17 protein-coding genes and 1 tRNA gene are annotated in these 12,171 nt (G+C 68.6%); 9 read left to right on the top strand and 9 right to left on the bottom strand.

What is annotated here, in order from left to right:
* Positions 1-7: 7 nt before the first annotated feature.
* Together QH270_RS11855 and QH270_RS11860 are read right to left on the bottom strand one after the other, a co-directional pair.
* Positions 8-1,063 carry a DUF4185 domain-containing protein gene (locus tag QH270_RS11855; RefSeq protein ID WP_432420343.1) on the bottom strand — a complete coding sequence of 352 codons (1,056 nt, stop codon included), beginning with the start codon at positions 1,061-1,063 and terminating at the stop codon, positions 8-10.
* 218 nt (positions 1,064-1,281) lie between these two features.
* Positions 1,282-2,031 carry a crotonase/enoyl-CoA hydratase family protein gene (locus QH270_RS11860; protein ID WP_280340873.1) on the bottom strand — a complete coding sequence of 250 codons (750 nt, stop codon included), beginning with the start codon at positions 2,029-2,031 and terminating at the stop codon, positions 1,282-1,284.
* A 126-nt stretch (positions 2,032-2,157) separates the two neighbouring features.
* Between QH270_RS11860 and QH270_RS11865 the strand changes: the two genes are divergently transcribed.
* The 5 genes from QH270_RS11865 to QH270_RS11885 all read left to right on the top strand — a co-directional run bounded on the left by QH270_RS11865 (position 2,158) and on the right by QH270_RS11885 (position 6,074).
* Positions 2,158-2,475 carry a hypothetical protein gene (locus QH270_RS11865; protein WP_280340874.1) on the top strand — a complete coding sequence of 106 codons (318 nt, stop codon included), beginning with the start codon at positions 2,158-2,160 and terminating at the stop codon, positions 2,473-2,475.
* A gap of 91 nt (positions 2,476-2,566) precedes the next feature.
* A complete protein-coding gene (sfnG, locus tag QH270_RS11870; protein WP_280340875.1) occupies positions 2,567-3,685 on the top strand; it encodes a dimethylsulfone monooxygenase SfnG in 1,119 nt (372 codons plus the stop codon).
* On the top strand, positions 3,682-5,052 hold the full coding sequence (locus QH270_RS11875; RefSeq protein WP_280340877.1) for an acyl-CoA dehydrogenase family protein: 1,371 nt from the start codon (positions 3,682-3,684) through the stop codon (positions 5,050-5,052). The genes sfnG and QH270_RS11875 overlap by 4 nt, the downstream gene beginning before the upstream one ends.
* 16 nt (positions 5,053-5,068) lie before the next feature.
* Positions 5,069-5,584, top strand: coding sequence for an NADPH-dependent FMN reductase (locus QH270_RS11880; RefSeq protein ID WP_280340879.1), 516 nt, complete (start codon positions 5,069-5,071; stop codon positions 5,582-5,584).
* Positions 5,577-6,074, top strand: coding sequence for a flavin reductase family protein (locus QH270_RS11885; protein ID WP_280340882.1), 498 nt, complete (start codon positions 5,577-5,579; stop codon positions 6,072-6,074). Before QH270_RS11880 ends, QH270_RS11885 begins: the two co-directional genes overlap by 8 nt.
* Positions 6,075-6,082: 8 nt before the next feature.
* Here QH270_RS11885 and QH270_RS11890 read toward each other — a convergent pair whose 3' ends face one another.
* Entirely contained in the window at positions 6,083-6,559 is a 477-nt protein-coding gene (locus tag QH270_RS11890) for a hypothetical protein (protein ID WP_280340884.1), read from the bottom strand.
* A gap of 63 nt (positions 6,560-6,622) precedes the next feature.
* On the opposite strand from QH270_RS11890, the gene QH270_RS11895 reads away from it, so the two are divergent.
* Complete coding sequence (locus QH270_RS11895) at positions 6,623-6,823, top strand: hypothetical protein (protein ID WP_280340887.1); 201 nt, start codon at positions 6,623-6,625, stop codon at positions 6,821-6,823.
* Positions 6,824-6,829: 6 nt separating this feature from the next.
* Here the strand turns inward: QH270_RS11895 and QH270_RS11900 are convergent, their stop codons facing one another.
* The 3 genes from QH270_RS11900 to QH270_RS11910 form a co-directional block, all read right to left on the bottom strand.
* Positions 6,830-7,864 carry a hypothetical protein gene (locus QH270_RS11900; RefSeq protein ID WP_280340889.1) on the bottom strand — a complete coding sequence of 345 codons (1,035 nt, stop codon included), beginning with the start codon at positions 7,862-7,864 and terminating at the stop codon, positions 6,830-6,832.
* Positions 7,865-7,945: 81 nt separating this feature from the next.
* Positions 7,946-8,497 (bottom strand): TetR/AcrR family transcriptional regulator, encoded by a 552-nt coding sequence (locus tag QH270_RS11905; RefSeq protein WP_280340891.1) that lies wholly within the window; start codon positions 8,495-8,497, stop codon positions 7,946-7,948.
* A gap of 28 nt (positions 8,498-8,525) precedes the next feature.
* Complete coding sequence (locus tag QH270_RS11910; RefSeq protein ID WP_280340893.1) at positions 8,526-9,047, bottom strand: hypothetical protein; 522 nt, start codon at positions 9,045-9,047, stop codon at positions 8,526-8,528.
* Positions 9,048-9,120: 73 nt separating this feature from the next.
* On the opposite strand from QH270_RS11910, the gene QH270_RS11915 reads away from it, so the two are divergent.
* Positions 9,121-9,510, top strand: coding sequence for a PPOX class F420-dependent oxidoreductase (locus tag QH270_RS11915; protein WP_280340896.1), 390 nt, complete (start codon positions 9,121-9,123; stop codon positions 9,508-9,510).
* Between the two features lie 154 nt (positions 9,511-9,664).
* Here the strand turns inward: QH270_RS11915 and QH270_RS11920 are convergent.
* From QH270_RS11920 to QH270_RS11930, 3 genes are all read right to left on the bottom strand, one after another.
* Positions 9,665-9,738, bottom strand: a tRNA-Gly gene (locus QH270_RS11920).
* 71 nt (positions 9,739-9,809) lie between these two features.
* Positions 9,810-10,163: a DoxX family protein gene (locus tag QH270_RS11925; protein WP_280340897.1), complete on the bottom strand. Its 354-nt coding sequence runs from the start codon at positions 10,161-10,163 to the stop codon at positions 9,810-9,812.
* Positions 10,164-10,181: 18 nt separating this feature from the next.
* Positions 10,182-10,529, bottom strand: a complete 348-nt coding sequence (locus tag QH270_RS11930) for a hypothetical protein (protein WP_280340900.1) — start codon at positions 10,527-10,529, stop codon at positions 10,182-10,184.
* A gap of 54 nt (positions 10,530-10,583) precedes the next feature.
* On the opposite strand from QH270_RS11930, the gene QH270_RS11935 reads away from it, so the two are divergent.
* Both QH270_RS11935 and QH270_RS11940 read left to right on the top strand, forming a co-directional pair.
* Positions 10,584-11,261 carry a helix-turn-helix domain-containing protein gene (locus QH270_RS11935; RefSeq protein WP_280340902.1) on the top strand — a complete coding sequence of 226 codons (678 nt, stop codon included), beginning with the start codon at positions 10,584-10,586 and terminating at the stop codon, positions 11,259-11,261.
* 185 nt (positions 11,262-11,446) lie between these two features.
* A complete protein-coding gene (locus QH270_RS11940) occupies positions 11,447-11,908 on the top strand; it encodes a hypothetical protein (RefSeq protein WP_280340905.1) in 462 nt (153 codons plus the stop codon).
* Positions 11,909-12,171: the final 263 nt, after the last annotated feature.

Below are 12,171 nucleotides of genomic sequence, written 5' to 3' on the forward strand. Positions count from 1 at the left end.
GACGCCGCTACAGGCGGGTGCGCATCAGGACGACGTTGTACTGGCTGTGGATCGTGGTCATGAAGTACAGATCGCGCCCGGTCTGGTACGGAAAAATCGACGGCGCGTAGGCCGTGGGAAGCTCACGCGCGTCGATAAGGACCTCCGGGCCGCTCCACGGGCCCTCCGGAGAGGGGGCCCGCCGCATGACGACCGAGTTGAACGGGTCGGTGGTCAGCGAGATGAACTGGCCGAGGTACTCGTTGTACATCACCGACAGCTCACCGACGCCGCCCATGATCGGGGCCGCCGCGTTCACGTCGTTGAGCTTCCAGCCGCTGCCGTCCCAGTACTCGTAGGCGCCCAGGTTCTCGATCTCGTGCTCGGGCACGCGGGCGACGAAGGCGGCGTTGTCGCGGCCCGCGCGGGTGCCGTACTCGTAGACGAATCCGCCGTCCTTGAGGAAGGCGTTCATCTGGAAGTTGCTGTTGCCGCCCTCGTCGGGCCTGCGGGTGTGGCCGAGATCGGCCCAGGTCTCGCCGTTGTCGGCGGAGGCGGCCAGGCCCGAGTAGCTGGTGGTCCACTCGCCGGGCGCGTCCCAGGTCTTCACCGACATCAGCGACATGTACTGCACGCCGTTGGCGGAGATGCCCGCCGTCGGGATGCGGCTGATCTCCAGGAACGGGATCTTCGGGCTGGGGATGAGATCGCGCGCCTGACCGATCACATCGCGCACCACGCTGTCGAAGAAGATGCCGCCGGACGGGTCCTTGGTGTGGCTGCGGACCAGGATGTTGGACCGCCACGCCCAGGTGCTGCCCGCCAGCAGGTTCGGGAAGCCGATGCCCGCGGTATCGCCGAACGCGGTGAGCATCTCGCCGCGGCCGTTGTCCCACATGATGCCGAGGTCGGTGCCGAGGACGTTGTAGTTCTGTGTGTTGTTCGGGCTGGCCATGCCCGTCACCTGGAAGACGGCCTGCGTGCGGCCGTGCAGGGCGGGCAATCCGTGGGTGCCGTTGAGCACCGGGATCGGGTTGATCGCGTTGGGATTCGCCGCGGCGGGCAGCGCTCCGCTCACCAGCATGGCCGTGGCACCGGCGAGGGCGGCCAGCAGGATGGAACCGGTCTTCTTCACGGTCGTCGGAGCCTCCGGGTCGCGCCGAAACAGTTCGCGCCGCAGGGTGCCTGTGTCGCGGACCACATTTCAGCTGGTGAGCGAATCCCAGCGATGCTAACAGGCTATCGATGCGAAATGGGGTACCCCGATTTGTGAGTCGACACCGTGATGCTCGGAGTTGGCTGTCAGCCGCGACCGGCGAGCGCTTTACGCAGCAGCAACGGAAGCTGAGCCGCTCGTTCGGCGGCGAACGTCGCGCGTGATCTCCGGTGCCAGGAGGAGTCGAACAGGCGCTTGGCGGCGGCCACCGCACGCGGATCGCGGGCAGCGACCCGTTCGGCCATGGCTTCGGCGGCGGCCAGCGGATCGTCGGCGACGGCGGTGACGAGGCCGATCCGCGCCGCGTACGCGGCGTCGACGGGGTCGGCGGTCATGGTCAGCAGCAGGGCCTGGTCGATGCCGATGAGCTGGGACAATGTCGACGCGCCCGACATGTCCGGGATCAGGCCGTGCGCGGCCTCCATCACCGAGAACTCCGCTGTGGGCGCGGCGATCCGGAAGTCGGCGGCCAGCGCGAGCTGGAGTCCGCCGCCGTAGCAGCGGCCGTGCACGGCGGCGATCACGGGGACGTCGAGACGGCGCCAGGCCCAGCAGGCTTCCTGGAAGGTGTTTGTGCCACGCCACGGTCGCGGCAGGAATTCGCGCACGATAGCCAGTGGATCGCGGGTGGCCGCCGTGATGTCGAGACCGCTGCTGAAACTCGGCCCGTTTCCGCTCAGGATGACGGCCCGGACGCCCTTGCGCGCGGCCACTTCTCGGGCCGCGGCGACCAGATCGCGCAACATTTCCAGGCTCAGCCCGTTGTGTTTGCCCGGCCGATTCAATGTGACATATGCGCGATCGCTCTCGAAGCGCACCGTGATGTTGTCTCCCATATCCGTATCTTACTCATGAGTCAGTTAGCGGATGCGTGGTTCGGTCTGGCCACATGCATGGTTCGTGCGGCATGATCCAGCACGGCTGTGCGTCGGCCGATGCGCAGCGATCGAGAGGACTAGCGAGTGCGGATCTGTCTGATCGCCGCGGCACTGATCGCCGCGCCGATGCTGTCGGCGTGCGGTGGTGGCGACGAAGCGCCAGCGGTAACCCAGGCTGAACTGTCGAAGTCGTTGCAGGACAAGGGTTTGTCGAACCCCGAGCTCGCCGACTGCGCGGCCGCGGTGTTCCTCGACTCGGGAATGTCGCAGGACGGATTGCGGGTGATGGTGTCCAACGCGCAGTCGGGTGATCCGGCGAAACTGCTCGGCGAGGACGACGCGGCCAAGGTCGGCGCGGCCCAGTCCAAGATCGCCGCGGATTGCGTGCGCCTGGGCAGCTGACGCTCCCGCGTATCGATCGCGCCGATTCAAACTCTCGTCGGGCTCCGGCGACGGTGTTGCACTGAGAACACCGTCGCCGAGAGGAGCCACCATGACCACGGAGAGAATCGCCGATCAGGTCTCGTTCGCGTACTGGGTCCCCAATGTCAGCGGTGGGCTCGTGACCAGCGAGATCGAGCAGCGCACCGGCTGGGATTTCGAGTACAACCGCAAGCTCGCGCAGACCGCCGAGCGCAACGGTTTCGACTACGCGCTGTCCCAGGTGCGCTACACCGCGTCCTACGGCGCGGAGTACCAGCACGAATCGACCTCGTTCAGTCTCGCCCTGCTCGGGGCGACCGAGCGGCTCAAGGTGATCGCGGCCGTGCATCCCGGGCTGTGGCATCCGGCGGTGCTGGCGAAGTTCGGCGCCACGGCCGACCATCTGTCCGGCGGCCGGTTCGCGATCAATGTGGTGTCCGGCTGGTTCGCGGGCGAGTTCCAGGCGCTCGGAGAGCCGTGGCTCGAGCACGACGAGCGCTACCGGCGCAGCGCCGAATTCCTCGAGGTGATCCGCAAGATCTGGACCGAGGACGCGGTGAACTACGGCGGCGACTTCTACCGCATCCGCGACTTCACCCTCAAGCCCAAGCCGCTCAATACGCCTGAGCGGCCGAATCCCGAACTGTTCCAGGGCGGCAACTCCACCGCGGCTCGCCGCAACGGCGGCCGCTATGCCGACTGGTACTTCTCCAACGGCAAGGACTTCGACGGCGTCACCGAGCAATTGGACGATCTGCGCGAGGTCGCCAGGGCACACGACCGCGAGGTGAAGTTCGGGCTCAACGGCTTCATCATTGCCCGCGACACCGAGAAGGAAGCCCGCGACACCCTGCGCGAGATCGTCGAGAAGGCGAACAAGCCTGCGGTGCAAGGGTTCCGCGACGCGGTTCAGCAGGCCGGCGCGGCCACTGCCGATCGCAAGGGCATGTGGGCCGACTCGACCTTCGAGGACCTGGTCCAGTACAACGACGGTTTCCGCACCGGTCTCATCGGCACACCCGAGCAGATCGCCGAGCGGATCGTGGCCTACCGCGCCCTCGGCGTCGACCTGATCCTGGCCGGGTTCCTGCACTTCCAGGAGGAGATCGAGTACTTCGGCGCGAAGGTGCTGCCGCTGGTGCGTGAGCTGGAGGCCGCCTCGACTCCGGTCGCGGCGGGACGCTCATGACCGTGGTGACCGCTGAGCGGATCACGACGGCGGCACAGGCTTTGGCTGTCGCGACCCACCTGGCGGCCGAGTTCGCCGCCCGGGCGGCCGAGCGCGATCGGGCACGGCGGCTGCCGCACGAGGAACTCGACCAGCTCTCGGCCAGCGGGCTGCTCGCCATCACCGTGCCCGCGGCGTTCGGCGGGGCCGATCTGCCGCCGAGCGTGGTCGCCGAGGTGGTGCGGATTCTGGCGACCGGTGATCCCAATATCGCGCAGGTGCCGCACAGTCACTTCGTGTATCTGAACCTGTTGCGGCTGGCGGGAACTCCCGCGCAGCAGCACGAGTATTTCGGGCGGGTGCTGGCGGGGGCGCGGATCGCGAACGCGCAGTCGGAGCGGGGTGGGGCGACCGTCGCAGACATCGCGACAGTGCTGCGCCCGGTACGGCATCAGCTTGCCGACGGGCCGCGGAGATTCGTCGTCGACGGGACCAAGTACTACTGCACGGGCTCGCTGTTCGCCGATGTTCTCGCCGTGCTGACGAGACTGGATGATCCACTCGCGGTGTCCGGTCTGGAGCCCGGGGAGTATGTGGCCTTCGTGCCGGCGCCGGCTTCCGGTGTGCGCATCATCGACGACTGGGATGCCCTGGGGCAGCGCACTACCGGCAGTGGCACCGTTGAATTCGATGGGGTCCAGGTCGATTCGCACAACCTGGTCGCACGTGCGGCGGCGGTGAATGCGCCCACGGGATACGGCGCGTTCGCGCAGTTGCTGCACGCCGCCATCGATACGGGCATCGCGCGCGGCGCGCTCGATGCGGCGGCCGAGTTCACCCGGACCCACAGCAGGCCGTGGTTCGAGGCGGAGGTGTCCCGGGCGGTCGATGATCCGCTGCTCGTGCAGCGGTTCGGGGAGCTGGCTGTGTCGGTGGGTGCGGCGGAGGCGGCGCTGGTCGTCGCGGGGGCCTCGGTGGACGTCACGGTCGGCGGCTCGGCCACGGCACGGGCGACATCGACCGGAGTACCATGGGGCAACGGCTCGGAGTCGGGGAGTGTGCGCCCCAGTGCTGTCGAAAGCGCTGGTGCGGCACAGTCATCCGGCGCCTCGGCTGTCGAGGACAGCGGAGCCGACCACAGCGATGTGGGGCGGGCGTCGATCGCGGTGGCGACGGCGAAGATCCTGGCGGATCGCGCGGCCAACGAGGTGTCGGCGGCGATCTTCGAGGTCGGCGGAACGCGCAGTGCCGCGGCCGCGCATCGCCTCGACCACTTCTGGCGCAATGCGCGCACCCACACCCTGCACGATCCCGTCCGCTGGAAATACCAGCACATCGGGCGGGCCGTGCTGTGGGACCAGCCGCCACCGTCGCACGGCGTGATCTGAGAGTGAGGACTTGGCAGTGACTGTGACCGTTGTGGTCGGAAATCCGAAACCGGCCTCGCGCACCCTGGACGCGGCCGTGCGGGTGGCCCGCGCGCTGCGGCCCGACATCGAACCCGAGGTGATCGACCTCGTGACCCTCGGGCCCGGTCTGCTCGGCTGGGGCGATCCCGCCGTCGCCGCGGCCGCGCGGACCGTATCCGCCTCGCGGCTGGTGATTTTCGCGAGTCCGACCTTCAAGGCCACCTACACCGGGCTGCTCAAACTGTTCCTCGAGCAGTTCGACGGCGGCACGGGTCTGGCCGGGGTGGTCACCGTGCCGGTGATGCTCGGCGCGGGCCCCACCCACGCTCTCGCGCCGGACCTGCTGCTCAAACCGGTGCTGGTGGAAATCGGTGGGACCGCGGCGCTGCCGGGGCTCTACCTCGCTGATCGCAGTTTCGCCGAAGACGGTGTCATCGAGGCGTACGCGCAACGGTGGGCGCCGGTCGTGGCAGCGCTGACGAACCACGTCGTGGAGACGAATCATGCATGAGCTCTTGGACTTTCCCGCCGACGGCAGCGGCCTCCGCCGTGCCTTCGCGAACTTTCCCAGCGGCGTCGTCGCGGTCTGCGCCGAGATCGATGGCACCCCGCACGGCCTGGCGGTGAGCACCTTCGTGCCCGTCTCCCTCGACCCGCCCCTGGTCTCGTTCTGCGTCCAGAATTCGTCGTCGACCTGGCCGAAGCTGGCCGCCGCAGGCCACCTCGGCCTCAGCCTGCTCGGCACCGATCAGCAGGCCGCCGCCAAGGCTCTGGGCGCTCGCAACGGTGACCGTTTTCGTGAGACCGCCCTGCACCGGGGCACCGGTGAGGCGGTCTTCATCGACGGCGCCACGGCGTGGATCGAGGGTGTTCCCGAAACCCACGTCCCCGCAGGCGATCACCTGGTCGTGCTCCTGCGAGTCCACCGCATCGCCGCACGCGAAGACATCGACCCACTCGTCTTCCACGCCAGCAAATTTCGCACCCTGCACACCGGCTGACCGGGAGGCTATGGCGGTCCGGCGTCTCGGCCGCGCGCGATCGGATCGAGTTCGTCGATCGCGCGTGTCAGGCGGGCTGCCACCTCGCTGTCGTGGTGAACGGACAAGGCCTGGTTGATAATCAGCCAATCCTGAATGTCCTCACCGCTGACATATTTGCGGAAACAGTTGTAAATCGCGTAGTAGCCGAGTTCGACCGAATCGGGGAAGGTCAGATCGTCGTCTTGCAGCGCGGCGATGGGCTCGAGGTAGCGGCCGTCGACCTCCGCGTCATCCACGCCGGCTCGCGCTGCGCGAAGGGCATCGGCCGGCAGTGCGATATCGACGTGGTGCCGCATTCCGACGACCGAGTCGCGGTAGTGCAGCGCGGCCGGATTTCCCTGGACGTATTCGTTCCAGGTGCGCACGGCGTCTTCGCACAACGCGAGATGAACCAGTCGCCGACTGGTGGCTCCCAGTTGGAAGAAGGGGTGCGTCGAAGCCATGGGCGATTCTAGCCCCGGTTTTCGGGGCAGCCGAAAACCTCTGCTCGACTCTACGATTCGGTCATGCTCAACCTGAATCGAACAATGCGCGCCGGAGTTGCCGCTGTCGCCGTCGCCACGGGACTTCTCATCGCCACGGGCCCGGCCGCGGCGGAAACCCCGAGCACGGGTAGCGGCACGCTCGGCACCGGTTCCGCCCAGGACCTCATCGAGGCCTTCGCCTGCGCCGTAGGCGCCATGTCCTGCCCGATCGTCATTCCCTAGTTACGGTCAGAACCCCGCGCGTGCGAGAAAGGTCTCGGCGTCCCGCAAGGTGACCAAGTAGCTCACTTGTATCCACAAGCCGTTCCGGCGGTCGAGGTACTGCATGCGGTTTCCGATACCGGGCGGGTCGGAGGCGTACGGGTCCTGATGGAACACCGCGAATCGAGTGCTGTCATCGAGGAACACGGTGCTCCCCAAGGGGAGGTAGCGCATCGTCTCGTAGTAGGAGGCAGCGTTCACGTTCGAGACCTCGAAGATGCCGGCCATCCCGTCGTGGGCGGCCAAGCCGGCGACCAGTGGGCTGCCCTTCGCCAGGTAGCAGGTGCCGGTGCGGAGAACGTGCCTTTGATTGACATACCTCGGTTCGCAGCGTTCGATCGCCGCGCGCAGTGTCGCGGGCATCCCGGCCATCAGGGACTCGGTATGACGGGCGCGAGCCGCCGTGGAAGACGCGGCCGCTGCCTGCGAAGGAGATGGTTCCGAGGTGTCGGACCGGTCGTCGAGGACGACCACCACGCCGACGACCACCGCCGTGGCTACACATAGCCAGGCGACCACCGCGGTGATCACCACTGCACGTCTGCTTCGAGTCGCGTCGGAATCGACGGGTCGCGTGGGCGTGTCAGCCGTGGATTGCGTTGGGACAGACGAGGTTTGTACCGAAGGTGTTGGTACTGGCGGCGTTGATGCCGAGGGTGCCGGGATCGTCTCTGCCCTGTGCGGAGTCCGCCGACGGCCCGCGCGCCGGAACCTGATTTCGACGAGCGCCCCGGCGAGCAGACTTACCCCGATCACCGTGAGCCCGATGGTGATCGTGGTCCCGGCACTGTCCTTGTTCGCCCGCTGCCGCTCGAGCTTCTCCTGATAGGTGTACGAGTCGACCGTGGACCCACCCTTGGTGATCTCGCACCGCTCCCCGACGGCCATGATCTTCCCGTCACAGGTCGGCACCGCATCAGGATCCGAAGTCAAACCCCCGAGCCCGACAACAGTCGCCGCCCCACCGGCCAAGAACGCGATCGCCGCGATCCCGAGCAGCACTTTCACCCCAGCAGAACGCGATCTCCCCACCCGTGTCATGGTACGGACCCTAGAGCCCGGCGACGGGCCTCGCGAACCGCGTCACAGGAGCCGGCGGACAGCCTCGACAACGGCGCTGCGGCGATCGTCGGCGGGGGTGGTCGCGGCGGCGGACATGCCGGTGGCATTGCTGGGGTCCCAGGCGAGGGCGATGCTCAGGACCAGGGTCAGCAGCGCGCTGGGCGAGAAGGCGGCGCCGAAACCATCGGCCTGCTGCGCCGCGGCAAGCGCAGTCAGCTTGGCCGCGCGCGGCGAGGACGTACCGGCCGGGTCCTGATCGCCGCGCTCGAGACGGTGCCAGGTCGCCAGCCGGGTGACCTCGGGATGCTGCCGGCTGTAGTCGAAAAGCCGTCCCGCGTACCCGGGGAGGTCGTCCGGGGTGAACGGGACCGAGTCGAGCCCGTGGGTCACGTGGGCGTCGAAAACCGCGTCGAACAGTTGGTCCTTGCTGCAGAAATAGACGTAGATGAGGTTCTTGTTGGCCGCCGCCGCTTTGGCGATCCGGTCCACCCGGGCTCCCGCGATGCCGTAGGCGGCGAACTCCTCGGTGGCGGCTTGGAGGATGCGTGCCTTGGTGGCGTCGGCGCGGGACATGGGGCCATCGTAGTTTCGGCTCGCTCGGTCATCCGATTCCGAAGACATCGAAGGCCAGATCCGAGGCGATCAGCAGCACTGTGCACCACAGGGTGATTCCTGCCATCAACCAGCGGATCAGCTGCCGGCGGGGGATGCCGAGTGCGGCGCCGAGCAGGGCCGAGCCCCACGTGCCGAACAGCGCGGGCCCCAGTAATCCGAAGCCGACGACACCGAACCGGGCAAGGATTCGCCGGGCGCGTCGTCCCGCCGTGCCTGCCAGCCGGGAGTCCGTCGCTGCCGCTCCTGTGGAAATCGCGCTGGGGCTTTCACCTTCGACTGCCGTCGTCGAACCTGCCTGTACCGCCGCCCATTTCCGGCGGAGGCGCCACGATTGCCAGCGCAGCCGGCCGCGTTCCATGACGTGGACCCCGAGGGTGACGCAGCACCCGGCGCCCAGCAGGACCGCGAGCAACGCGACAGGGCCGGGTAAGGCGAGTGAGAGTCCGACGGGGATGGCGGGCGTGCCGAGCGCGAAGCCCGCGAGCAGCGTCCAAACGAATCTCCCCATCGGAGCCCTTCCAGCTGAGGCCTGCGCATCCGGTTCACGGTTCCCAAAGTAACTAACTGGTTAGTATATTGCCATGGAGCGAACGAACACGTTGGACGACTTGGCAGCCGGTAAGTACTTGCTGCTCACCACTTTCCGCCGAGACGGCACGCCGGTTGCCACCCCGGTCTGGGTGATGCGCGACGGTCCGGCGCTGGCCGTGTTCAGCGCGGCGGACGCCGGAAAGGTGAAGCGAATCCGCAACAGCGGGAGGGTGGCGGTTTCCGCCAGCGACTGGCGCGGCACACCGCGCGGCGTCACCGTGCCCGGCGTAGCCGAGGTGCTGCCGCCCGACGCGAGCGCGCACATCATCGAACTGATGAAGCGAAAATACGGCCTGGCCGCCCGGATCGGTCTCGCGGGCAGCGCGCTGCGCGGCGGCTCGGAGCGCATGGTCGGCATCCAAATCAGGCTGGGCGGGTAGGAAGTTCAGCCCGACGGCCATGGTGGCGAAGCGTCAGCCGGAGAACTGCGAAGTCGGTCGACTGGCACGTGTGTGGCATGCCGCCCTTCGGGAGCGTTTCGGGCAGATCGGCTGAAACGACGAAAGCCCCCGGTTGACCTGGGGGCTTTCGTGCTGGAGCCGATGACGGGAATCGAACCCGCGCTGTCTGCTTGGGAAGCAGAAGTTCTACCATTGAACTACATCGGCGTGTGCTCTTCGAGCGCGTTCGCGACTCTATCAGACCGGGTGGTGAGCCGGTCAATTCTTTCTCCGAGTGGTCAGGCGTAGCGGTAGAGGACTGTCGCGGTGAAGGTGGCTGCGGAGAGGGCGAGGAAGGCCAGGGGCTGGGAGAGGGCGTGGTCGCCTACGCGGAGGTGGGCGATGACGGCGCCGATGAAGTAGAGGATCAGGCCCGCGGAGGCCGCTACGCCGACCGGCGGGAGGACGAAGCCGGCGAGCAGGCCGATGGCCGCGGCGCCCAGGCAGGTCGCGATGGGGAACATCCAGGAGCGGGGGACGCCCACGTTCGCGGCGGCCGCGACCGGGATGGGGTGGTGGGTGTAGCCCATCCAGGAGCCGGCGGCCATGAGCAGGGCGGTGAGTGCGGTGAGGGCGATGTACAGCGCGAGCATGGTGAGGCCTTTCGGGGATCAGGATCCGGTGGAGACGAGCAGGGCCGCCCAGGTGACGTAGGCCGCGTTGACGCCGACGGCCGCCGTCGCGCCACGTCCGGCGCCCGCGCGGAGCAGTCGGGAGACCCACAGCACGAGGTAGGACGACAGCAGCGCCAGGGCCATCCACATGCCGAATGTCCTGGTCATCGGCATAGTCGTGGCCGCGCCGATTGCGATCTCGACGATGCCGCTCGCCACCACCAGCAGGTCCGGACGTGGCAGGGCGGCGGGCACGAGCGTCCGGTAATAGGCGGGGGCGAGGAAGTGTGAGACGCCGATCGCGATGAGAAAGCCGCCGAGCGCGATCGCTGCGATAGCGTGCATGAGGTGAGCATGGCGCCGGAGCGGCTGTGGCGGCTTGAACGAAACGATCGCCGGGTGGTTTTCGCCAGCGGCGAATCGGCGGCGCTGTTCGCTCGCACCGATGACGGGATGGTCGGGGCACATCGGCATCCGGTGTGGAAGCTGGTGTTGCCCTTGGGAAACCGGCCGGTCGAGGTCTACGGGGAGGCGGGGCGGATCGAGGCGCCCGCGGTCGTGGTTCCGCCGCAGTGGTGGCATGCGTGCAGGGTGCGCGGCGGGGTCGTCCGGATCTCGCTCGACGTGCAGCTGCTGGCGACGCGGCCAGGGCCGGTCGCGCTGTCGGCACACGACAGGCGGCGCTTGCTCGACGCGCTCGGCATGGGCGACGACCTCACGGGCGCCCCGGATCTGGCGGCCCTGTGTACCGAGGCCGTGGCCTTGCTCGGGTCCCGCGCCGACCTCGATCCCCGGGTCGCGCGGGCCCTCGCGCACCTGGGTGACGCGGCCTCGGTGGCCGAGCTGGCGGGGGCGGTCGGACTCTCCGCGCCGCGCCTGCGCAATCTCGTGCGGTCGCAACTCGGCGTTCCGCTGGCTCGGCTGCGCAGGTGGGAGCGGCTCCGGCAGGCCGTGATCGCGCTGCCCGGCGGCTCGGTGGCCGACGCGGCGGCGGGCGCGGACTTCGCCGATCAGGCGCACCTGACCAGGACCGCGCGGGAGCTGGCCGGGCGCACGCTCTCCTCGCTGCTGATCTGATCGCGATTCCGGTCTGCGCGGCGGTCGCGCGATCTACAGTTCGTCGACGGGATCCGCACAGGTTGGTCAGCGTTGTCGTGTGGACCCGGCCCTGCCGTCTCGCGCGGCACAAACAGGTTCTCCGGCTCGGTGTTTCGGCTCGGTGTCCGCGGGCCGTCCGGCCGGGACGACGAAAGGCTGACTGAATGAAGCGGATTCTGTTCGTTTCGCTGATCGCGACGGTGACGGCGCTCGGGGCCGCCTGTTCCGACGACTCCGGTTCCGACACGGAGACCACCACCACGACCTCCGCGAAGCCGACGACCACCACCAGCGCGACGCACCACGATCCCGGGCACGGCGACGAGGGCCATCAACACCAGACCTCGCCCGCGCCGGGCCCGAACATGATGCCCAACCCGAACGGCGACGGGACGTGGGTCCCGTGCGAGGGCACCATCTGCACCAACCCGAACCACGGCGCCGGTCCGGAGGGTGACCAGACCACGCCGCCCCCGGTCGAGACCACCAGCCCGGCACCCATCGGTCCCGGCGACATCGTCAATCCGACCACGCAGGCACCGCCGACCGGCCCGGGCGGCATCGTGAACCCGACGGTCCCCGCACCGCCGACCGGCCCCGGCGGCATCGTCCAGCCGACGCCGTAACGCCCTGGGCATCGTGAATCCGGTGCCGCCGATCGGCCCGAGCGGCGTCGTGTAGCCGACGCCGGAGCCACCCGGGACCGAGGGCGGACCGCCTCGGGGCCGCCGACTGGGGCGGCATCATTCGGCCGCCGCCCTGGTCGGCTGGGGCGCCGTGGACATGACCCGGCGCCTCCGCACCGGGGCTACGCCGTGGTTCGCCGGGCCCGGCTGTCCCGGCGCCGCCGACCAGCCAGGAGCTGCCGACTCGGGCGCTCACCGACCCG

This window comes from Nocardia neocaledoniensis, assembly GCF_029868625.1.
GTDB lineage: Bacteria > Actinomycetota > Actinomycetes > Mycobacteriales > Mycobacteriaceae > Nocardia > Nocardia neocaledoniensis_A.